This is a genomic window from Streptomyces sp. NPDC092369, assembly GCF_044755245.1.
Classification (GTDB): domain Bacteria; phylum Actinomycetota; class Actinomycetes; order Streptomycetales; family Streptomycetaceae; genus Streptomyces.
Window position 1 is genome coordinate 1,182,177 of the sequence record NZ_JBIVQP010000001.1, and the last position, 20,895, is coordinate 1,203,071.

Here is a 20,895-nt window from a genome sequence, read left to right on the forward strand (position 1 = left end):
CACCGCGCAGGAGTACTTGTCGGCAGGCTCAGCACGTACGTGCGGCCCGGTGACCGGCGTCCATGTGGGGGGCCGCGTGCTCACAGCCGGGGCACGAGATCCGACATCACGGCGAGCGGCAGCGACGGGTTGGCGGCCGCCGCTTCCACCACCCGCCAGTCGGCGTCGGCGAGCAGTTCCACGACGACCGCCGCGGGGAGTGCCGGATGGCCCGCGGCCATGGGTCTCGCGTCTCCGTCCGCCAGGCAGGCGAACAGAGTCCGGGCCGTCGCGTTCCGGTGCCGTGCGATCTCGCGGAACGCCTTCCGCACCGGTGGTTCGTGCCGGGTCAGGTCCTCCAGCAGCGCCGGACTCGCGTCCGGGTTGGTCGCCACCTTGGCAAGGACCCGGACTCCGTGCCGGTCGACCATGGCACGCAACTGTGCCTCGGTGAGGCCCGGGTGCGGAGCGATGGCCTTGACCACTTTCGCGTCGGGGTCGGCGGCCAGCGCATCACGGAACTCCGGCCGCAGATCGCGCCGTTGGGCCACGAGCATGCGCGCGGCCGGGTTCGACGACCGGGCCAACTCCCGAACCTCGGCGGGCGACGCGGCGGCGATCCGCGGCAGCAGGGTGGGGCCGATCCTGGTGACACCCGCCAGGTGGACGAGCACGTCGAGCGGTACGCGCTCGTTGTGCGCGAGGCTGCGCCGCACGTCGTGGCCGCGGTCGTCGGCCAGGGTGCGGATCAGGTCGTCGTCGATCGCGGGATTCCCGGCGAGACCGGCCCGGACGCCAGGAGTGGGGTCCGCGGCCAGTTGCCGGTACACCTCTGGAGGCAGGTCGGAGCGGGCGGCGAGCGCCCAGCGCAGGATCATCGAGGGGTGGTCCGCGAAGCCGACGACGGCTCCGGCGGGCGTCGCCGGGTTCCGCAGTGCCGCCGCCCACAGGTCGTGCAGAGCGGACTCGTGGGAACCGTCGCAGGAGGCGCCGGTCGGCAGATCGCAGTGGGGACACGGGCAGTGCGCGTCGTGCACGAACGGCGTCGCCTCGCGGTCGCAGACCAGGCATCGCGGAGCGGGCGGCAGCCCTTCGCCGGTGACGAGCGCCGCCAGTACCGCCGGGGGCGTCGCTTCGTTGGCCGCCACCGCGCGTCGGACCTCGGCATGCGGATGTCCCGCGAGCCTGGCGGTCACTTCCGCCGTGGTCCACACCGCGAGTTCCGCGACCACGCGTACATCCGGGTCGGCGGCGAGCGCCTCCACCACGTCGGCCGGGAGACCGGGGCAGGCGGCCAGCTTCTCCCGGCGCCGCGGATCCGGATCCGCGGCGAGGAGGCGCGCCCACTCCGGGTTGCCGGCGCCCTCGTCGAGCAGGGCGAGGGCGGTGAGCGGCTGTGCCGCGGGATCCACGTCGGCGGCGGTCAGGCGGCCCTCGTAGGCGAGCCGCACCCCGCTCCCCTCGACGCGCGAGGCCAACGCGACCGCCTGATCACGGCTGAGGTCCGCCCGCCCGGCGAGGTCCACGGCGATGTCGTCGTCGGCGACCGCGATCAGCCGGTCGACCAGCTCGGACGGCAGGGCCACGTTGGCGGCGAGCCCGCACAGGACATGGTGCACAGGGGGCATCCTGCCCGGACCGTGACCGATCGGCTCAGGATTTTCGAGCCGATCACGGCCGGTCACCGGGCTCCGGGCAACCGTCAAGGACGACGCTCTGCAGCCGATCGGCCCATTCGACGCGCGCAATCGTGATCGAAGGGGTATGCGCAGCTATGAACTTATAAGCGCACAATCGATGACACAGGATGTGGTGCCACGGTGGGCAAGGGACGCACGGCGCGCACACGACGCGCCTCGACGACGGTGGCGGTGCTGGCCGCCACGATGACGGCAGCGCTCGCGGCCGGCTGCACGGGAACGCACAACCCGGTGGACGACGGTCGCGGACAGCTGCGGACGCCGGTCCCGACCCCCAGCAGGAGCGCCGACGAGAACCCCGACAAGAGCGCGGGTCCCGTCCTCGCCGTGAAGATCGACAACGTTCGCGCCGCCCGCCCGCAGACCGGACTGCGCGCCGCGGACGTCGTCTACGCGGAGCAGGTCGAGGGCGGGCTGAGCAGACTGATGGCGGTGTACGCGACCCGGCTGCCGAAGTCGATCGGGCCGGTGCGCAGCGCGCGGGAGTCCGATCTGGAGCTGCTGCGCCAGTACGACGACCCGACGCTCGCCTTCTCCGGAGCGCAGCACAAGCTGCTCCCGTTGATCGACAAGGCGCCGCTGCGCGCGGTGCCGCCCGAGGACGCGTCCGACGCCTACTACCGGGGCAGCGACAAGGCCGCCCCGCACAACCTCTATCTGCACCCCTCCAAGCTGATGCACTCCGCTCCGGGCGCCGACGCGCTGACGAACGGCTTCACCTTCGGCGCGGCGCCCTCCGGCGGTACGAAGGAGACCTCGCGGACCGTCCGCTTCCCGTCCGCCTCCTTCACCTTCAACTGGTCCGCGAAGAGCGACCGTTGGCTGGTCTCGATGGACGGGACGCCGACGGTGACGACCGACGGCAAGCGGGTGGCACCGGCGACGGTCGTCGTGCAGTACGTGAAGGTGCGCCAGTCCCGTTTCCACGACGTCCTCGGCAACAACACGCCGTACACCGAGACGGTGGGCTCCGGCACGGCCCGGGTGCTGCGCGACGGACGGGCCTACGACGTCGACTGGAAGCGCGAGAAGGCCGAGGACGGCACGGAGTTCACGACGAAGGACGGCTCGCCGGTGAACTTCGCCAAGGGGCAGGTGTGGGTGGTGTTCGCGAAGGCGTCCTGACGGGCGAGGGGCTAGCTCCCGGCGCTCAGCGCTGCGTCACGAGGGGTTCCGCCGGGTTGCGGAGCCCCTCGGCCGCGTCGGCGACCCGCTGGATGAGGTCGCAGAAGACCGTCTGTTCGGCGGCGGAGAGAGGTGACAGGAAGACGCGGTTCATCCGGGCCGTGCGCACACTCAGCTTGCGGTGGGTGCGCTCGCCCTCGCCGGTGAGGCGGAGCAGGAAGCGGCGGCCGTCCTGCGGGTCGCGCACCTTGTCGAGCAGCCCGCGCCGGCCGAGCCGGCTGACCACCTCGGCGATCGTGGACCGGTCGAGACCCACCCGCTCCCCCACCGTGCGCTGGTCCAGGCCCGGCTCCTCGACGAGCGCGTTGAGGACCGCGAACTGCGGCGAGGTGATCTCCTCCGAGACCATCGTGTTCCACAGCAGGTAGTGCGCCTGCTGCAGTCGCCGGGCCAGATGCCCGGGGTGGGTGGTGAGGTCCAGCGCGGCCATGTGCGCCCCCGAGGTCGAATTCGTCCGTGCACTGACGATACCTGCGGTTTCCGCAGGTGTCTCCTGGCTGTACCTCTTACTGGCCGGCACTTCTCGCAGCTCTTGACGCCAACCCCGACCAGTGGCAGCGTGAAGGAAACTTCACTGTATCGCTCAGTGCCCTGATGAACTCCGGACGAGATGGAGCTTCGCGGATGGACAAGGTGGTCCCCACAGCCTCCGAGGCGGTGGCCGATGTGCCGGACGGCGCGACGCTCGCGGTCGGCGGCTTCGGCCTGAGCGGTGTGCCGAACGTGCTCATCCAGGCCCTGTACGAGCGCGAGGTCACCGGTCTCGGCGTGGTCTCCAACAACTGCGGCGCGATGGAGTCGGGCCTCGCGGTCCTCCTCGCGGCCGGCCGGATCGCCCGGGTGACGGGCTCGTACATCGGCGCCAACAAGGAGTTCGCGCGCCAGTACCTGGCCGGCGAGCTGGAGGTGGAGCTGATCCCCCAGGGCACGCTGGCCGAACGGCTGCGGGCGGGCGGCGCCGGGATCCCGGCGTTCTACACCCCGGCGGGCGTCGGCACCCAGATCGCCGAGGGCGGACTGCCCTGGCGCTACGACGGTGAGGGCGGCGTCGCGCTCGCCTCGCCGCCGAAGGAGGTGCGGGACTTCGACGGCACCGAGTACGTGCTGGAACGGGGCATCCGCACCGACTTCGCGCTCGTGCGGGCGGCGAAGGGCGACCGGCACGGCAACCTGGTCTTCAACAAGTCCACACGCAACTTCAACCCCCTCGCCGCGATGGCCGGGCGGATCACGATCGCCGAGGTCGAGGAGCTGGTCGAGCCCGGCGAGATCGACCCGGACGCGGTGCACCTGCCGGGGATCTTCGTGCAGCGGGTGGTGGCGCTCACCCCCGAGCAGGCCGCCGACAAGCGGATCGAGCAGCGGACGGTGAGCAGCTGATGGCCTGGACACGCGAACAGATGGCGGCCCGTGCGGCGCGCGAACTGCGGGACGGGCAGTACGTCAATCTCGGCATCGGCCTGCCGACCCTGATCCCGAACTATCTCCCGCCCGGCGTCGAGGTGGTCCTGGAGTCCGAGAACGGCATCCTGGGCACCGGCCCCTACCCGGCCGAGGACCAGGTCGACCCGGATCTGATCAACGCCGGCAAGGAGACCGTCACGGTCCTGCCCGGCGCCTCCTTCTTCGACTCGGCGCTGTCCTTCTCGATGATCCGGGGCGGGCACATCGACGTGGCCGTGCTCGGCGCCATGCAGGTGTCGGCCGCCGGCGACCTGGCCAACTGGGCCATTCCCGGGAAACTGATCACGGGGATCGGCGGGGCGATGGACCTCGTGCACGGCGCCCGCTACGTCATCGTCGTCATGACCCACACCGCGAAGGACGGCAGCCCGAAGATCCTCACGGAGTGCGCGCTGCCGCTCACAGGCAAAGCATGTGTGAACCGAGTCATCACCGACCTGGGCGTGATCGACGTGACCGAGGACGGCCTGGTCCTCGTCGAGACCGCACCCGGTGTGAGTGTGGACGAGGTCATCGCCAAGACCGACGCGAAACTGACCGTCCCGGAGGTTCTGCTGTGAACTCGGTTTACATCGTCGACGCGGTCCGCACCCCGATCGGCCGTTACAGCGGCGGCCTCGCGAGCGTCCGCCCGGACGACCTCGCCGCCCACGCCATCCGTGAACTCCTCGGCCGTACGCCCGACCTGGACCCGGCCCGCATCGAGGACGTCTACTTCGGCAACGCCAACGGCGCCGGCGAGGAGAACCGCAACGTCGGCCGCATGGCAGGCCTGCTCGCCGGCCTCCCCACCTCCGTACCCGGCGTGACCGTCAGCCGCCTGTGCGCCTCCGGCCTCGAAGCCGTCATCCAGGCCGCCCGCGCCATCGCGGTGGGCGACGCCTCCATCGTCGTGGCGGGTGGCGTCGAGTCGATGACCCGCGCGCCGTACGTGCTGCCCAAGTCGGAGCGCCCCTTCCCCGCCGGCCACACCGAGCTGTACTCGACCACCCTGGGCTGGCGCATGGTCAACCCGAGGATGAACCCGGAGTGGACCATCCCGCTGGGCGAGTCCGCCGAACTCATCGCCGACAAGCACAAGATCAGCCGCGAGCAGCAGGATGAGTTCGCGCTCGCCAGTCACCTGAAGGCGGCCAAGGCCCAGGCCGAGGGCCTCTTCGACGGCGAGATCGCGCCCGTCCCGGTCCCGCAGCGCAAGGGCGACCCGGTCTCCTTCGCCGCCGACGAGTCCGTACGGGCCGACGCCTCCCTGGCGGCGATGGCCAGGCTCAAGCCGTCCTTCCGCGCCGAGGGCGGCACGGTCACGGCGGGCAACGCCTCGCCGCTCAACGACGGTGCCGCGGCCCTGCTGCTGGTGGACGAGGAGGGGCTCAAGGCGACCGGTCGCGAGCCGCTCGCCCGGGTCTCGGCGACCGGAGTCTCCGCGATCGACCCGCAGTACTTCGGCCTCGCCCCCGTCGAGGCGGTGCGGCGCGCACTGACCAAGGCCGGCAAGGGATTTGACGACCTGTCAGTCCTCGAACTCAACGAGGCCTTCGCCGCCCAGGTGCTCGGATGCGTCGCCGAATGGCCCGAGTTCGACCCCGCGATCCTCAACCCGCAGGGCGGCGCCATCGCGCTGGGCCACCCGCTCGGCGCCTCCGGTGCCCGGCTCGCCGGTACCGTCGCCCACCAACTCGCCCGCAAGGGCACGGGAGTCGGTGTCGCCACCCTCTGCATCGGCGTGGGTCAGGGACTGGCCCTCGTCCTCGAACGCCAGTAACAGGAACACCAGGGAACCCCCATGACTCTCACCCAGCAGGACATCGACCAGGAGATCGCGGCCGAGCACGCCGCCTACGAGAAGCGCGTCGCCGACGGCGCCCCCGTCGAGCACCACCCGCGCCGTGACTACGCGCCGTACCGCTCCTCCGTGCTGCGCCACCCGAAGCAGCCGCCGGTCGCCATCGACGTCAGCCAGGACCCGGAGCTGGTGGAGCTGCACTCCCCCGCCTTCGGCGACCGCGACATAACCGAGATCGACAACGACCTCACCCGACACCACAGGGGCGAGCCGATCGGCGAACGGATCACGGTGTCCGGGCGGCTCCTGGACCGCGAAGGGCGGCCCGTCCGGGGCCAGCTGATCGAGATCTGGCAGGCCAACTCGGCGGGCCGCTACGCGCACCAGCGCGAGCAGCACGACGCCCCGCTGGACCCGAACTTCACCGGCGTCGGCCGCACGATCTCCGACGCCGACGGCGCGTACCGCTTCACCACGATCCAGCCGGGCCCCTACCCCTGGCGCAACCACGTCAACGCCTGGCGCCCGGCGCACATCCACTTCTCGATGTTCGGCACGGCGTTCACGCAGCGGCTGGTGACGCAGATGTACTTCCCCAGCGACCCGCTCTTCCCCTACGACCCGATCATCCAGTCGGTCACCGACGACGCGGCACGTCAGCGGCTGGTCGCCACGTACGACCACAGCCTGTCGGTGCCGGAGTTCTCGATGGGCTACCACTGGGACATCGTGCTGGACGGCCCGCACGCCACCTGGATCGAAGAAGGACGCTGACCCGCCATGACGAAGATCGACACCAGCCGTCCGGACTCCGTCCTGCCCACCCCCTCGCACACGGTCGGCCCCTTCTACGGCTACGCGCTGCCCTTCCCCGGCGGCGGCGACATCGCGCCCGTCGGCCACCCCGACACGATCACGATCCAGGGACACGTCCACGACGGCGAGGGCACTGCGCTGCCGGACGCGCTCGTGGAGCTGTGGGGCGCCGACCCCGACGGGAACGTGCCGACCGCCAACGGCTCGATCCGGCGCGACGCGGCGACAGGCGGCTATCTGGGCCGCAACGGCGTGGAGTTCACCGGCTGGGGGCGGATCCAGACGGACGCCGACGGTCACTGGTACGCGCGGACCCTGCGACCGGGGGCTCGTGGGCGGAGCGCGCCGTACATCAGCGTGTGCGTGTTCGCGCGCGGGCTGCTGACGCACCTGTACACCCGGATCTATCTGCCGGGCGACGAGGCCGTGCTGGCCGCCGACCCGCTGCTGTCCCGCCTGCCGGACGAGCGACGCGACACGCTGATCGCCGCCGAACAGGGCGATGGCACATACCGTTTCGACATCCGCCTTCAGGGCGAAGGCGAAACGGTCTTCCTGGAGTTCCAGTGACACCTGTCGATCCCGACACCGGTCTGCTCGCCCCCGGGTGGGCAGGCGCCCCGGCCGCCTCGGCGACCGCCGACACCGCCTATCTTCAGGCGCTGCTCGACGCCGAGGCCGCCCTGACCAGGGCCCAGGCCGGGCTGGGGCTCGCCCCGCCCGAGGCGGCCGAGGCGGTGACGGACGCGGCCGACGCCGCCCGCTTCGACGTGCGCTCCCTCGCCGAGCGCGCCCGGGCCGGCGGCAACCCGGTCATCCCGCTGGTCGCGGACCTGACGAAGGCGGTCGGCGACGAGTACGGGCCGTACGTCCACCGGGGCGCGACCAGTCAGGACATCCTGGACACCGCGACGATGCTGGTCGCGGCACGCACGCTGGACCTGGTCCTGGCCGACCTCGGCCGCACGGAAAGTGCCCTGGCCCGGCTCGCGGCAGACCACCGGGACACCCCGATGCCGGGCCGCACCCTCACCCAGCACGCCGTCCCGACGACATTCGGGCTGAAGGCGGCCGGCTGGCGGTCCCTGACCCTGGACGCACGGGACCGGACGGAGACGGTACGCGCCGGGCTGCCCGCCCAACTCGGCGGCTCGGCCGGGACGTTGGCCGCCTTCGCGGCGTACGGCAGCCAGGACCCGCCGGCCCTGGTGGCGGCCTTCGCCCGCGAACTCGGCTTGCGCGAACCCCTCCTCCCCTGGCACACCCTCCGCACGCCGATCGCCGATCTCGCCGGGTGTCTGGCCTTCACCGCCGGGGCGTTGGGCAAGACGGCGGCGGACGTGCTCACGCTCGCCCGGACGGAGCTCGCCGAGGTCACGGAGGGCAGCGGTGGCGGTTCCTCGGCCATGCCGCACAAGGCCAATCCCGTACGGTCCACGCTGATCGCCGCCGCTGCCCGGCGGGCGCCGCAGCTCGCCGCGACCCTGTACGGGTCGCTGGTGGCTGAGGACGAGCGGCCCGCCGGGGCCTGGCACGCCGAGTGGGAGCCGCTGCGCGACCTGCTCCGACTGGTCGGCGGGGCCGCGCGGGACGCCGCCGAACTGACCGAGGGGCTGCGGGTCGACGCGGTGGCCATGCGCGAACACCTCGATCTGACCCACGGGTTGATCGTCTCGGAACGGCTCTCCGCCGAGCTGGCCCCCGTGCTCGGCCGGTCCCGCGCCAAGGCCCTGCTCACAGAGGTCGCCGGACGGACGTACAGCGAGGGGCGCTCGCTCGCCGAACTCCTGGCGGCGGAGCCCGAGTTGAAGGACGTCGACCTCGACGCGCTCACCGACCCCGCTCGCTACACCGGCTCCGCCGGAGCCCTCACCGACCGTTCCCTGGAGCGACGTTGACCGATCTGCTGCTCAACCACCGTGCCGAGGGGCCCGCTTCCGCTCCCCCGCTGCTTCTCGGGCCCTCGCTGGGCACGTCGTACGCCCTGTGGGACAAGGTCGCGCCCGAGCTGTCGGTCACCCATCGCGTGGTGCGCTGGGACCTGCCGGGGCACGGCGGGTCGGCGGCCGAACTGATCGGTCCCGGCGCGACCGTCGGTGATCTTGCCGACCTGGTGCTCGCGCTCGCCGACTCGCTGGGCATCGAGCGGTTCGCGTACGCGGGGGTGTCGTTGGGCGGTGCGGTCGGGCTGCAGCTGGCCGTGGACCATCCCGAGCGGGTCGAGTCGCTGGCGGTGATCTGCTCCTCGGCCCACTTCAACGGCGCCAAGCCGTGGGAGGAGCGGGCCGCGCGGGTCCGGCGGGAGGGGCTGGCGTGGCTCGTGGAGAGCGCCGATGCCCGTTGGTTCTCAGGTGACTTCACCGTGCCGCGGCTCGTCCGGGACCACGCGGACGCCGACCCCGAGGGCTATGCCGCCTGCTGTGACGCGCTGGCCGCCTTCGATGTACGCGACCGGCTCGGCGAGATCTCCGCGCGGACCCTGGCGCTCGCCGGGCGCGACGATCCCGCGACCCCGCCCGCGCACCTGCGGGAGATCGCGGACGCGGTGCCGGGCGCCGCGCTGGTGGAGCTGCCGGGGGCATCGCACCTGGCGCCCGCGCAGTGCCCCGAGGCCGTCCTCACCGCGCTGCGGGCGCATCTCGACGGCGGCGCAAAGCGGGGCATGGAAGTGCGGCGCGAGGTGCTCGGGGACGCGCACGTGGACCGCGCGCAGGCCCGGCAGACGCCGTTCACCGCCCGCTTCCAGGACTTCATCTCGCGCTACGCGTGGGGCGAGATCTGGACCGACCCGACGCTGACCCGCCGCGAGCGCAGCATGATCACGCTGACCGCGCTGGTCGCGCACGGGCACTACGACGAGCTGGCCATGCATGTGCGGGCGGCCCGGCGCAACGGGCTCACCCCCGAGGAGATCGGGGCCGTGCTGCTCCAGACGGCCGTGTACTGCGGGGTCCCGGCGGCGAACTCGGCGTTCGCGACCGCGCAGCGGGTGCTGGCGGAGGAGGACGACTGACGAGGGTGAGGGTGTCCCTGGTGGTCGTAGCTCCAGCAGTACCTCGCACGGGGTCCCGCCGCGTGCCTACTGTGGTGCCATGTCCACCCTTCTGATCACCGGTGCCACCTCCGGTCTCGGCCGCTACCTCGCCTTCGAGCTGGTCCGCGGCGGACACCTCGTCCTCGCCCACGGCCGCGACCGGGGGCGCACCGAGCTGTTGGTCGAGGAATTGCGCACCGAGGGCGACGCCGAGGGGTTCGTCGCCGATCTGGCCTCGCTGGCCCAGGTGCGCGAGCTGGGCGAGCAGGTCGCCGCCGCGCATCCCGAGCTGAACGTGCTGATCAACAACGCCGGCGTGGGCGGCGGCGCACCCGACGGCGGCCGGGAGCTGAGCGTCGACGGCCATGAACTCCGGCTCGCCGTGAACTACTTGGCGCCGGTCGCGCTCACCCGCGCTCTGCTGCCCGTGCTGCGCGCCGACGCGCCGGCCAGGATCGTCAACGTCGGCTCGGCGGGGCAGGAGCCCCTCGACCCCGACGACCCCGAGTTCACGCGCGGCTACGGCGGCTTCGCGGCGTACTGCCGCAGCAAGTTCGCGCTGGCCGCGTACACCTTCACGCTCGCCGAGGAGCTGGCCGGCACGGGTGTCTCGGTGAACGTGCTGCACCCGGCGACCTTCATGGACACGGCGATGGTCCGCGAGGGCGGAGTGACGCCCTGGAGCACCGTGGCCGACGGGGCGCCCGGGGTGCTGGCCCTGGCGACCCGGGAGTCGGGCACGGGCGGCTATTTCGACGGCACCCGGCCGGCGCGGGCGCACGAGGAGACGTACGACCCCGCAGTGCGCAAGCGGCTGTCGGCGGTGACCGATCAACTGCTGGCGCTCTGAGCCGGATCGGCCCGAGCCCGGCGCTCAGCGCAGTCCGCGGCCCGTGTCCAGCACCTCCCGTGCCTTCGCCGCCAGTCCGTCGGCGCCGCACGAACGCGCGAGCGTGAGGCCCCGGTTGAGCTCGGCGACCGAGCGGGCGGCGATGCCGTACTCGACCCTGGCCGCCGCGTGTTCGTACTGGCAGGGCGACGCCTCCAGATAGGCGACGGCCTGGGCGGCCAGGCGTACCGCGCGCTGTCCGGTCTCCAGTGCGGCGGCGCAGCGCAGGGCCTCGCCGATGGCCGTGTCGGTGCCGAAGCGCTCGGCGCGGCGGCGGACGTCGCTGACCAACCGGGCGGCGCGGACCGGGTCTTCGGTGGCGAGCGCGGGCGCGAGGTCGACGGCCCAGGGCACGAGCACCGGGTTGTGGTGGCCACGAGCGGTCGCGGCCTTCTCCGCCTGCTCCAGTTCGTTGATCGCGTCCTTGGTGCGGCCGACGGCGAGCAGCAGCCGGCCGCGCACCGAGCGCGGGTCGGGCAGCACGATGGTGGACGGGTAGGGCGGTGCGAAGCCGTACTGCTCGGCGATCGACCAGGCCTCGTCGACATGGCCGCGGGCGAGCAGTACGTCGACCAGGTTGCAGGTCGCCGACCAGTACAGGGGCAGTCCGCGGCCGACGCGTTCGGCGAGCCGCAGCGACTCGCGCAGGGACGACTCGGCCTCCCGCAGCCGGCCGCGCCTGCGGTGTCCGAGGCCGACGTAGGCGTGGGCCAGGGAGAGGTGGCCGCCGCTCCAGCCGGCCGACTCGTAGGCGCGCAGGGCCTCGTTGTAGAGGGACTCGGCGCGGTCGAGGCGGTCGCTGTAGGCGTAGGAGCCGGCGAGCATCATCAGCAGTTCGATGCCCCACTCGGTGTCGGTCCAGCCGAGGCCGGGTGCGAGGCGGCCGTTGACGAGGGCGCGGTCGCACAGTTCGACGACCTCCTCCGCGTTCTCGCCGTGGGTCATGGCGTCGAAGCCGCGCAGGATGAGCAGGGCGCGCTCGGAGTTGTCGCGGCCGGTGCAGGTCGCGGCGAGTTCGGCGAGCCGCTCGGAGCGCCCGGGTGAGCTGGTCTCGCCGGCGTGGATGCCCTCCCACATGAAGTGCACCGCCTGCAGCCGCAGTCGGGCGGGACCGTCCTCGTGCCGGGCGGTCTCCGCCTCGACCGTGCGGACGGCCTCGTCCAACTGGTCGTTGTGGAGCAGTGCTTGGGAGAGGCGGTAGACGGCCTCCACCCGGGTGTCGCTGTCGAGGCCGGGCATCGCGAGGGCCGTCTGCAGATGCGCGATGGTCCGGGCGGGTGCGGTGAGCAGGGTGGCGCAGCCGAGTTCGTAGAGCACGGAGGCGTGGACCGTGGCGACGGGCGGTTCCACCAGGGCGCGTTCCAGGCAGCGGCGGGCCGCGTCGGGGGCGCCGACGGCGAGATGCTCGCGGGCGGCCTCGCGCAGTTGCTCGACGAGTTCCTCGTCGCTGTCCGGGTGCACCTGGAGAAGGTGGCGCGAGGCCATGGCGGCGCCGAACCCGTAGTCGGTGACGACCTTGGCGGCGATGCCGTGCATGGCGGTGCACAGGGCGTCGGGGATGGAGTTGTAGACGGCCGTGGCGATCAGCGGGTGGACGAACTCCAGGTCGCCGTCGCCGACTTGGTGGCTCGCCGGGTCGGGTTCGGTCAGGATGCGGGCGGAGCGCAGGAGGTCGGCGCAGCGCGAGGCGTTCTCGTACTCCAGGGTGGCGAGCCGGGCGACCAGGCCGACGGAGATGCCGGTGCCGAGGATGGCGGCCGCCCAGGCGAACCGGGTGGCGTCGATGCCGAGTTCCTCCAGGCGGGCGACCAGGCCGCCGCCGCGGGCGGAGCGGTTGAGGGCGCGCAGTTCGGCGGCGGCCCCCTCGGTCGGTTCCAGGTCGCTGTCCTGCACCTTGGCGAGGAGTTCGACGGTCTCGTAGGGGTTGCCGCCGGTGACGGCCCAGACCTCGCGGCAGAACGGGGCGTCCGCGTGCGGGCCCAGGGTGGCACGCGTGAGTCCGGCGGTGGCCGCCGGGGTCAGGGCGCTGAGATCGTCGAGGGGGCGGCCCGCGGCGGCGACCGTGTCGAGGTGGCGGGCGCTCTCGCCGCTGACCTCGCCGGGGCGGTGGGCCACGACGAGCAGGACGGAGAGGTCGTCGAGGCGCTCGGCGAAGGCGGCGAGCCAGCGCAGGGTCTCCTGGTCGGCCCAGTGGGCGTCGTCGACGAGCAGCACGAGGGGCCACTCGCGCCGGGCCAGCCGGCGCACCGCGGCGACCAGGCCGTCGCACACGCCCTGCGGGTCGGCCCGGCGCTCGCCCGGCTCGGCGATGCCGAGAGCCGGTCCCGCGATGTCGAACCAGTCTCCGAGGTACTCGCGGGCCTCCTCCGGCATCAGCGACAGCAGCGCGGGCTGCAGCAGTTGCCGTACGACGTTGAAGGGGACGGACCGCAGGGTCTCGCCGCCGCGGGCCGCCCATACGGTGCAGCCGCGGCGCTCGGCGATGCGGCGGGTCTCCGCGAGCAGGGCGGTCTTGCCGATGCCCGCCTCGCCGCGGATCACCAGGAGGCTGCCGGCACTCGACTTGTCGGACTGGAGGGTGTCGAGCGCGCGCTCGACGGCGGCGACTTCCTCCTCGCGCTCCCAGAGGGGGTCCGAGGCGGCCTCCATGGGCCCTACCTCCGTCATCCCGCTACCTCCCCAAGTCGCCCGAACGACGTACAGCCCTTGAGCGTAGCCGTACGAATGCCGAAGTGGAGGCGGGTCCGGGCAGCTGTTGCCGTGACGGGTGACGGCGGGTTCGCGCGGTCGACGCGCCGGCCCGGTGACCTGCCTGTGTTGAACTGACGGACAGTCAAAGGCGTTCAAATGACGGTGATTTTCGGACAACGACCCACGGCGAAGGGCCCGGCTGCGCTACGGGCGCTGGCGGCGGGGTCGGTGGGCAACTTCGTCGAGTGGTACGAGTTCGGGGTCTACGGATACCTCGCGACCGTCATCGCGGCGCGCTTCTTCACGCCGGCGGGCGGCGGGGAAGCGGAGGCGCTGGTGCGGACGTACGCGTCGTTCGCGCTGGCGTTCTTCTTCCGGCCGGTCGGCGCGGCCGTGTTCGGGCGGCTGGGCGACCGGATGGGCCGCCGTCCGGTGCTGATCCTGGTGATCGTGCTGATGACGGGCGCGACCACGCTGATCGGCGCGCTGCCCACGTACGCGACCGCGGGCGCTGTGGCGCCGTGGCTGCTGACCGCCCTGCGGGTGGTCCAAGGGCTGTCCGCGGGCGGGGAGTTCGGGGGTGCGGTGGCGGTGCTGACCGAGTCCGCGCCGCCGGGCCGGCGTGGGCTGTACGGGGCGTGGCAGTCGTTCACGGTGGCACTGGGGCTGCTGGCCGGTGCGGGTGGGGCGGCTGGGCTCGGTGTTCTGCTGACCGAGGATCAACTGTACGGCTGGGGCTGGCGGTTGCCGTTCCTGCTGACGCTGCCGATGGGGCTCGCGGCGCTCGGGCTCAGGCTGCGGCTGGACGAGACGCCCGCGTGCGTCCGGGAGGCGGCGGCCGTGCGACCGCCGCCGCGTGAGGTGGCGGGCGCGATCGCGCTGGGGGCAGGGCGGGTCATGGGCTGGGCGGCGGCCGGATACACGTTCCTCGTCGTGCTGCCCTCGTATCTGCAGAGCACGCTCGACGCCTCCTTCCAGCAGGCGTTGCTCACCACCGCGTTGGCCAACGTGGGGTTCGCGGCCACGATCCTGCCGGCGGGCGCGCTCAGCGACCGGATCGGACGGCGGGCGGTGATGCTGACGGGCGCGCTGCTCGTGGTGGTCCTCGCACTGCCGCTGCTCAACCTCCTTCAGGACCAGGCGACTTCGTACGCGGCGAAGGGGGCGGCACTGTTCGGCGCGGGCGCGGTGGTGGGGCTGATGGCCGGGCCGGGTCCCGCGATGCTCGCCGAACTCTTCCCGACGACCGTGCGCCATACGGGCCTGGGACTCGCCTACGCCCTGTCGAATGCCGTGTTCTCGGGCTGCGCCGGGCTCATCATCACGGAAACCGTCGAGCGGACGGGGAACGTCGACATTCCTGGGTACTACGCGGCGGCGACCTGCGCGGTGAGCGTGCTGGCACTGGCCGGGAAGCCGAAGAGAGATGCGGAAGAGAAACACGGCGGAGAGAAAGGCGAGTTGAGCGGATGCGGGTGATCGGCCTGATGTCGGGCACGTCCTACGACGCCATCGACGCGGCGGCGGCCGAGCTGAGCCTCGCCGACGACAGCCTCGTACTGAAGCCGCTCGGGATGGTGAGCGAGCCGTACGGCGAGGAACTGCGGGAGGCACTCGCGACCGCCCTGCCGCCGGGCACCTGCTCGCTTGCCGAGGTCTGCCGCCTCGACACGCGGATCGGGCAGGCCTTCGCGGCGGCGGCCGTCCGGGCGGACCGCGAACTGTGCGACAGAGGCGCCGAGTTGGTCGCGTCGCACGGGCAGACCGTCTTCCACTGGGTCGAGGACGCCACCGTCCACGGCACCCTCCAGCTCGGGCAGCCGGCCTGGATCGCCGAGGCGACCGGGCTGCCGGTGGTCGCCGACTTCCGGCCCCGGGACATCGCCGCGGGCGGTCAGGGCGCGCCCCTGGTCAGCCTGTTCGACCTGCTGTGGCTGCGCGGACGCCCCGGCACGCCCGTCGCGCTCAACATCGGCGGCATCGCCAACCTCACCGCACCCGACGGCACCGCCTTCGACACGGGTCCCGGGTGCGCGCTGATCGACGCGGCGGCCAGCGGGTTCAGCGGCGGACGGTTCGCGTACGACGTCGACGGGGCGGTGGCCGCGCGCGGCAGGGTGCACGAGCCGCTGCTGCGCCGGCTGCTGGCGGAGCCGTACTACGGACTGCCCGCGCCGAAGACGACGGGCAAGGAGCTGTTCCACCTCGGGTACCTCCGCGACGCCCTGTCCGGGTTCGGGACGCTGCGGGCCGAGGACGTGATCGCCACCCTCACCCGCCTGACGGCCGAGACGATCGCGGACGCCGTGCGCCTCGTGGCCGGCACCGAGGTCATCGGCTCGGGCGGCGGCATCCGCAACCCGACGCTCATGGAGATGCTGGCCCGGCGGCTGCCCGGAGTGCCGGTGCGCACCTCCGACGAACTGGGCCTCCCCTCGGACGCGAAAGAGGCGTACGCCTTCGCCGTACTCGGCTTCCTGACCGCACACGGCCTGCCCGGCACCGACCCGGCGAGCACCGGGGCACGCCACGCGAGCGTGCTGGGGTCGATCACACCGGGCCGGGAGGGGTGGCGACCGCCGGCCGCGGGGGCCCGGGCACCGGTCCGGTTGGTGGTGGCCTGAGGGGATGACCGAAGCCGGGGCCGAACATGTTGCGGAGGCCGTGTCCCGAGGTCCTGGACCGTCTTCGTGTCCGGAAGGCGGGGTCCTCTCATCCCGCTTTCACTGAGGCCTCATACGGTGGGGACATGACGCAGGTGACTCCTCCCGGGTGGTATCCCGATCCCGGGCAGACAAGTGAGGGTCCCGCCGCCGAGCGCTGGTGGGACGGCAAGGCATGGACGGACCGGACCCGCCCCGCGGGCTCGGCCGCCGACTGGGGTCCCGCGGCGCAGGCGCCGACGGCCGAGGGGTATCCGGTGCATCCCGGTTATCCGGCCTATCCCGCGTATCCCGGTCAGCCGCCGGCGGCCCCGCGGCGCGGGTTGCGCACGGGCATAGCCGTCGCGGTCGCCGTGGCGGTGCTCGCCGCGATCGGTGTGGGCGTGTGGGCGCTGACCGACAACGGCGACTCCGGCGGCGGTACCGCGCAGCAGCCGCCGGGCACCGCCGGCGGACAGAACGGGGGTGGCGGTCAGGGCGGTCCGTTCGGCGGCAACGGCGGTTCAGGGGGCTCCGGAGGTTCCGGAGGGGGCACTCCCACGCCCGGTCCGAGCCAGTCCGAGGCGCCGAGGATCGAGAGCGGCTCGGTGACCGACTCGATCAGCGGGATCAGCATCCCGATCCCGAAGGACTGGTTCGGCCAGCAGATCTCGGTGGGCGCGCAGGTGACGTCCAACGACTCCTACAAGTGCCCCGGCGACACCTCGCAGTCCTGCACCAAGGGCGGCGCCTACTCCGCACCCGCCCAGGCCCTGGGCACCGCGGGCACCACGGCCGAGGCGGTCGCCAAGGCCGACATCTCGCCGAACGCGAACGAGTCCTACGGCGGCAAGACCTACGGCTCGATCACCTCGCACGACGTGCTGGCCTCCAAGGCCGTCACGGTGGCAGGCCAGAAGGGCTACCTGGTCCGCTGGAAGGCGGTCACCAGCAAGGGCGCCGACGGCTATGTCGAGTCGCTCGCCTTCCCGGCGCCCGCCAACCCGAAGCTGATCGTCGTGATCCGCTTCGGCGTCGACGTCGGCGAGAAGCAGAGCGTCATCGACGACATCACCAAGGGCATCGAGGTGTCCACCGGCAGCGGCGACGGCCAGACCGTCTGAACCGCCCCGGACATGGATCGGCCGGGCAGGGCCCCCTCCGCTCAAGAGAGGCCCCGCCCGGCCGGGGTGACGCGCCGCCCCCGTCCCCACGGTGCGGCGCGAGCAGGCCACCGTCCAGTCATCCCATGGACGGCGACCTGATTCTCAGGTGAGGCCGAGCGTCGGCAGCACGGCGGCCTCCACGAATCGGACGAGATACTCGGAGTCGGCGTCCTCGCCCTCCAGGACGGGCCGGGCGCGCATCACACCGAACATCTGCGCCGGCACGTACGGCAGCGCCGGATGGTCGGCGGGGATCTCACCCCGCTCCACACCGCGCCGCAGGATGCCCTGCATCGCGCAGATCTCGGGGTCGACGAGCGCCTCGCGCAGGGCCTGCTGAAGCTCCGGGTCCTGGGTGATGGCGTGGCCGAGCGCCGCGAGGAGCTTGGTGTCCTTGTGCCCCCACTGCGCGGCGGCCCGCGCGACCTGGCGCAGGTCCTCGGCGAGCGAGCCGGTGTCGATGCCGTCGAAGCGCACCTTGCGGCCCGAGCGCAGCGCCGCCGCCACGAACTGGGGCTTGGTCCGCCACTGGCGGTAGAGCGTCGACTTGCTGCAGCGCGTGCTCGCGGCGACGCCCTCCATGGTCACGGAGTCGTACCCGCATTCGCGGACCTGTTCGAGCACGGCGTCGAAGAACTCCTGCTCACGCTCCCGCGTGATCTTGGAGCGGCGCGAAGCGGCGACCGTTTCCGGTTCGTCCGCGGCCTGCGACGTCATCGACTCTTCTCCTCGCTCCGGTCTCGCGGTCCCCCGTCCGGGGGCCGGTTATTCCAGTGTGCAGCACTTTCTTGGTGTGAAGAACATCTATCGATACGCCAGTGTACCGGTACACATTCGTATCGGTACACTGGCGTATCGGTACGGCGACGTATCGATGAGTTCCGGCCTCGGCCGGAGTCTCCTACCGCACCACCACACGCACCAGCGAAAGGGCCGGGGGATGAATGCCCGCACCGAGCCTGCAGAAGGGGAGACCGACGCGATAGCGCGGCCTCCGGTCGTCCGTGAGCTCCTGCTCGTCGCAGGACTCTTCCTCGTCTACAAGTTCGGCCGACAACTGGCCACGGGCCACACCGGCGAGGCCCTCCACAACGCGACCCGCGTGTGGGACCTGGAACGGACGCTCCATCTCCCCGGCGAGGGCTCGGTGCAGTCCCTGCTGCTGCACGGCGACGACCTCGCCCAGATCGCGAACACCTACTACGCGACCGTGCACTTCCCGGCCACCGCGGCCTTCCTGATCTGGCTCTACCTGCGGCGCCCCGCGCACTACGTGTGGGCCCGCCGGGTCCTGGCCACGCTCACCTCGGCCGCCCTGGTGCTCCCCTTCGTGTTCCCGCTGGCGCCGCCGCGGATGCTGGCCGCCACCGGCCTCGTCGACACCGCGCGCGTGTACGGGCCCTCGGTCTACGGCCCGCCCTCCTCCGACCACCTCTCGAACCAGTTCGCCGCGATGCCCTCGCTGCACTTCGGCTGGGCCCTGATGGTGGCCGTCGGCCTGATCGCCGCCACCCGCACACGATGGCGCTGGCTGTGGCTCCTGCACCCGCTGGTGACGCTGCTGGTGATCGTGGGGACCGCGAACCACTACTGGCTCGACGCGATCGTGGCGACCGCCATGCTCGGTGCCGCGCTCGCCCTGATCCACCGGCCGCAGCGCACGGCGACGACCGCCGGCCGCGGCACGGAGGGCACGAAGAAGCTCGTACCGGCCGAAGGATCGGCCGGATCACAGACCTCGTCGACCGACGAGAACGTCCTGGTCGGAGCGGGCCGATGAGCGCCACCGCCGTCGCCGTCGTCCTGTCCCTCTTCTCCGCCGTCGCCTACGCGGCCGCCGCGGTCGCCCAGGAGCGGCTGGCCTCCCGCCACCCCGGCTCGGGCCTGCTGCGCCTGCTGGGCTCGACCGCCTGGTGGTGGTCGGTCCTGCTCAACGCGTCCGCCGCGCTGCTGCACGTGGTCGCCCTCAAGTACGGTCCCCTGACCGTGGTCCAGCCGCTCGGCGCGCTCACGCTCGTCGCCGCGGTGTCGATGGGGGCACGGATCGCCGGCCGCAAGGTCAGTTCCGTGGAGTGGCGGGGTACGGCCCTCACGCTGCTCGGTCTGTCCGCGATCCTCGTGACCGCGTCCGGGCAGGCGCCGGAGACGGTGCTGAGCGTGCCCGAGGCGGTGGGGGTCGCGGGTGTCACGGCGACGCTCATCGGAATGCTGGCGTGGCCTGGCGCCCGGCCGGGACTGCGGCACGCGAGCGCGTCCGGATTCGCCTCCGGTGTCGCCTCGGCGCTCACCCAGACCGTGACGGTGGCCGCGACGGACCGTTCGGGTCCGCTGCTCAGCTGGCAGGTCATCGGGGTGGCGCTGCTGGTCGCGGCCTTCGCGACGGGCGGCCTGCTGCTGTCGCAGACCGCCTACCGGGGTGGCCTCGGCGCACCGCTGGCCGTGGTGACGCTGGCCAATCCGGTGGCCGCCGCGGCGATCGGGCTCGCGCTGCTGGGCGAGCGGCTGCAGGGCGGGGCGGCCGGTGTGCTGCTGGCTCTCGCGGGCGCGGGCCTCGCGTCCTGGGGTGTCGTGCTGCTCACCCGGGCGACGCCCGACGCGGTCGCCGCGGACAGGTATGCGGACGCCTATCCGGTGCCGACCGTCGACGACGAGCACCCCGTGGCCGCCGTCCTGGCTCTGAAGCCCGAAACGGCGTCCCAGGAACCGGCGTTGGTGCCCCGCCAGCCGGAGCCGGGGCATCTGACCTCGCTCTGATCGCCGTACGGCGCCTGCCCTCGTCGACTGGGGCCGCCGTACGGCGAAAGCGTCAGGCGGAGGCGCTGTCGTCCGGCTTCAGGGCCGTGTCCACGGTGAGTGCCGCCGCGACGACGAGGCTCAGCAGGGGTTCGGGCAGCTGCTGGTGGAGCCGCAGGGCGTAGTGGTCCGCGGTCGTGAACGCCGTCCGGGCCAGGCCCTCCCAGGGCTTGGTGATCCGGGCGACCTCGCGGTCGTACTCGTCGACGACGGAGAAGTTCCAGTCCTGCCGGTTCTCCGCCCTGATCGCGCCGATCAGCTGGTAGTCGGGCGTGAAGATCGCGAAGTCGATCCCCTGGACATCCTCCTGCTGGGCGATCTCGCCGACGGGCGTCCCGTCCGGACGCGTCACGGTGACCCGCGGCCTGAGGAGCTTCGCGGGCCGGGACAGCAGCAACCGCGGCCGTCCTTCGGCGTCCCGGATCTCCAGCCGGTGGTTGAGGAACCGGTCGAGGCCGGAGCGGAAGCGGAGCGCCGTCTTCAGCGTGCTCTGCACGCCCTCGGTGACCGAACCGATCCCGGTGCCGTGCTGATCCATGACCTTGTACTCGTTGGCCTGCTCGGCCTGTTCGCTCTGCCCGGCCTGCTCGATCCGTTCGGCCTTCAGGCCGACCACCAGGACCGGCTCCGTGAAGAGCGCGCCGCCGGGGTCGCTGGGCGCGACCCCGGCCTGCTGGGGCACCTGCGGGGCGGCCGGTGTCCGCGAATCGTCCGGGCCGTTCGAGTCAGTGGTCACCGGCGCACAGTACCCCG

The 20,895-nt window shown here is 72.5% G+C and carries 19 protein-coding genes; 14 read left to right on the plus strand and 5 right to left on the minus strand.

The genetic code is table 11. The features are described 5' to 3' along the window. Nucleotides 1–80: 80 nt before the first annotated feature. The gene (locus ACIQI8_RS05285; RefSeq protein WP_402346692.1) at nucleotides 81–1,598 is read right to left on the minus strand and encodes a hypothetical protein; all 1,518 of its coding nucleotides are present in this window, start codon (nucleotides 1,596–1,598) and stop codon (nucleotides 81–83) included. Nucleotides 1,599–1,865: 267 nt separating this feature from the next. On the opposite strand from ACIQI8_RS05285, the gene ACIQI8_RS05290 reads away from it, so the two are divergent. After that, on the plus strand, nucleotides 1,866–2,804 hold the full coding sequence (locus ACIQI8_RS05290) for a DUF3048 domain-containing protein (RefSeq protein WP_402346694.1): 939 nt from the start codon (nucleotides 1,866–1,868) through the stop codon (nucleotides 2,802–2,804). Nucleotides 2,805–2,829: 25 nt separating this feature from the next. Here ACIQI8_RS05290 and ACIQI8_RS05295 read toward each other — a convergent pair whose 3' ends face one another. Continuing rightward, complete coding sequence (locus ACIQI8_RS05295) at nucleotides 2,830–3,294, minus strand: MarR family winged helix-turn-helix transcriptional regulator (RefSeq protein ID WP_402345117.1); 465 nt, start codon at nucleotides 3,292–3,294, stop codon at nucleotides 2,830–2,832. A gap of 194 nt (nucleotides 3,295–3,488) precedes the next feature. Here ACIQI8_RS05295 and ACIQI8_RS05300 point away from each other — a divergent pair, with 194 nt between their 5' ends. The 8 genes from ACIQI8_RS05300 to ACIQI8_RS05335 all read left to right on the plus strand — a co-directional run bounded on the left by ACIQI8_RS05300 (nucleotide 3,489) and on the right by ACIQI8_RS05335 (nucleotide 10,811). Then, the gene (locus ACIQI8_RS05300; RefSeq protein WP_402345119.1) at nucleotides 3,489–4,244 is read left to right on the plus strand and encodes a CoA transferase subunit A; all 756 of its coding nucleotides are present in this window, start codon (nucleotides 3,489–3,491) and stop codon (nucleotides 4,242–4,244) included. After that, nucleotides 4,244–4,888 (plus strand): CoA transferase subunit B, encoded by a 645-nt coding sequence (locus ACIQI8_RS05305; protein WP_402345121.1) that lies wholly within the window; start codon nucleotides 4,244–4,246, stop codon nucleotides 4,886–4,888. The genes ACIQI8_RS05300 and ACIQI8_RS05305 overlap by 1 nt, the downstream gene beginning before the upstream one ends. Next, on the plus strand, nucleotides 4,885–6,090 hold the full coding sequence (locus ACIQI8_RS05310) for a thiolase family protein (RefSeq protein WP_402345123.1): 1,206 nt from the start codon (nucleotides 4,885–4,887) through the stop codon (nucleotides 6,088–6,090). The genes ACIQI8_RS05305 and ACIQI8_RS05310 overlap by 4 nt, the downstream gene beginning before the upstream one ends. Before the next feature lie 21 nt (nucleotides 6,091–6,111). Next, nucleotides 6,112–6,885, plus strand: a complete 774-nt coding sequence (gene pcaH / locus ACIQI8_RS05315) for a protocatechuate 3,4-dioxygenase subunit beta (protein ID WP_402345125.1) — start codon at nucleotides 6,112–6,114, stop codon at nucleotides 6,883–6,885. Nucleotides 6,886–6,891: 6 nt separating this feature from the next. Continuing rightward, nucleotides 6,892–7,497 carry a protocatechuate 3,4-dioxygenase subunit alpha gene (gene pcaG / locus ACIQI8_RS05320; RefSeq protein WP_402345127.1) on the plus strand — a complete coding sequence of 202 codons (606 nt, stop codon included), beginning with the start codon at nucleotides 6,892–6,894 and terminating at the stop codon, nucleotides 7,495–7,497. After that, nucleotides 7,494–8,825: a 3-carboxy-cis,cis-muconate cycloisomerase gene (gene pcaB / locus ACIQI8_RS05325; RefSeq protein ID WP_402345129.1), complete on the plus strand. Its 1,332-nt coding sequence runs from the start codon at nucleotides 7,494–7,496 to the stop codon at nucleotides 8,823–8,825. Before pcaG ends, pcaB begins: the two co-directional genes overlap by 4 nt. Beyond that, nucleotides 8,822–9,940: a 3-oxoadipate enol-lactonase gene (pcaD, locus tag ACIQI8_RS05330; RefSeq protein ID WP_402345131.1), complete on the plus strand. Its 1,119-nt coding sequence runs from the start codon at nucleotides 8,822–8,824 to the stop codon at nucleotides 9,938–9,940. Before pcaB ends, pcaD begins: the two co-directional genes overlap by 4 nt. Nucleotides 9,941–10,019: 79 nt before the next feature. Further along, on the plus strand, nucleotides 10,020–10,811 hold the full coding sequence (locus ACIQI8_RS05335; RefSeq protein WP_402345133.1) for an SDR family NAD(P)-dependent oxidoreductase: 792 nt from the start codon (nucleotides 10,020–10,022) through the stop codon (nucleotides 10,809–10,811). Between the two features lie 24 nt (nucleotides 10,812–10,835). Here ACIQI8_RS05335 and ACIQI8_RS05340 read toward each other — a convergent pair whose 3' ends face one another. After that, nucleotides 10,836–13,517 (minus strand): ATP-binding protein, encoded by a 2,682-nt coding sequence (locus ACIQI8_RS05340; protein ID WP_402345135.1) that lies wholly within the window; start codon nucleotides 13,515–13,517, stop codon nucleotides 10,836–10,838. 180 nt (nucleotides 13,518–13,697) lie between these two features. Here ACIQI8_RS05340 and ACIQI8_RS05345 point away from each other — a divergent pair, with 180 nt between their 5' ends. The 3 genes from ACIQI8_RS05345 to ACIQI8_RS05355 all read left to right on the plus strand — a co-directional run bounded on the left by ACIQI8_RS05345 (nucleotide 13,698) and on the right by ACIQI8_RS05355 (nucleotide 17,307). Further along, on the plus strand, nucleotides 13,698–15,020 hold the full coding sequence (locus tag ACIQI8_RS05345; RefSeq protein WP_402345137.1) for an MFS transporter: 1,323 nt from the start codon (nucleotides 13,698–13,700) through the stop codon (nucleotides 15,018–15,020). Next, nucleotides 15,011–16,165 (plus strand): anhydro-N-acetylmuramic acid kinase, encoded by a 1,155-nt coding sequence (locus tag ACIQI8_RS05350; protein WP_402345139.1) that lies wholly within the window; start codon nucleotides 15,011–15,013, stop codon nucleotides 16,163–16,165. The genes ACIQI8_RS05345 and ACIQI8_RS05350 overlap by 10 nt, the downstream gene beginning before the upstream one ends. Before the next feature lie 125 nt (nucleotides 16,166–16,290). Beyond that, the gene (locus ACIQI8_RS05355) at nucleotides 16,291–17,307 is read left to right on the plus strand and encodes a DUF2510 domain-containing protein (protein WP_402345141.1); all 1,017 of its coding nucleotides are present in this window, start codon (nucleotides 16,291–16,293) and stop codon (nucleotides 17,305–17,307) included. A 144-nt stretch (nucleotides 17,308–17,451) separates the two neighbouring features. Here the strand turns inward: ACIQI8_RS05355 and ACIQI8_RS05360 are convergent, their stop codons facing one another. Then, complete coding sequence (locus ACIQI8_RS05360; RefSeq protein WP_402345143.1) at nucleotides 17,452–18,066, minus strand: TetR/AcrR family transcriptional regulator C-terminal ligand-binding domain-containing protein; 615 nt, start codon at nucleotides 18,064–18,066, stop codon at nucleotides 17,452–17,454. Between the two features lie 223 nt (nucleotides 18,067–18,289). Between ACIQI8_RS05360 and ACIQI8_RS05365 the strand changes: the two genes are divergently transcribed. Beyond that, entirely contained in the window at nucleotides 18,290–19,129 is an 840-nt protein-coding gene (locus tag ACIQI8_RS05365; protein ID WP_402345146.1) for a phosphatase PAP2 family protein, read from the plus strand. Next, a complete protein-coding gene (locus ACIQI8_RS05370) occupies nucleotides 19,126–20,103 on the plus strand; it encodes a hypothetical protein (protein WP_402345148.1) in 978 nt (325 codons plus the stop codon). Before ACIQI8_RS05365 ends, ACIQI8_RS05370 begins: the two co-directional genes overlap by 4 nt. Before the next feature lie 52 nt (nucleotides 20,104–20,155). Here the strand turns inward: ACIQI8_RS05370 and ACIQI8_RS05375 are convergent, their stop codons facing one another. After that, nucleotides 20,156–20,878, minus strand: a complete 723-nt coding sequence (locus ACIQI8_RS05375) for a phospholipid scramblase-related protein (protein ID WP_402345150.1) — start codon at nucleotides 20,876–20,878, stop codon at nucleotides 20,156–20,158. Between the last annotated feature and the right edge of the window lie 17 nt (nucleotides 20,879–20,895).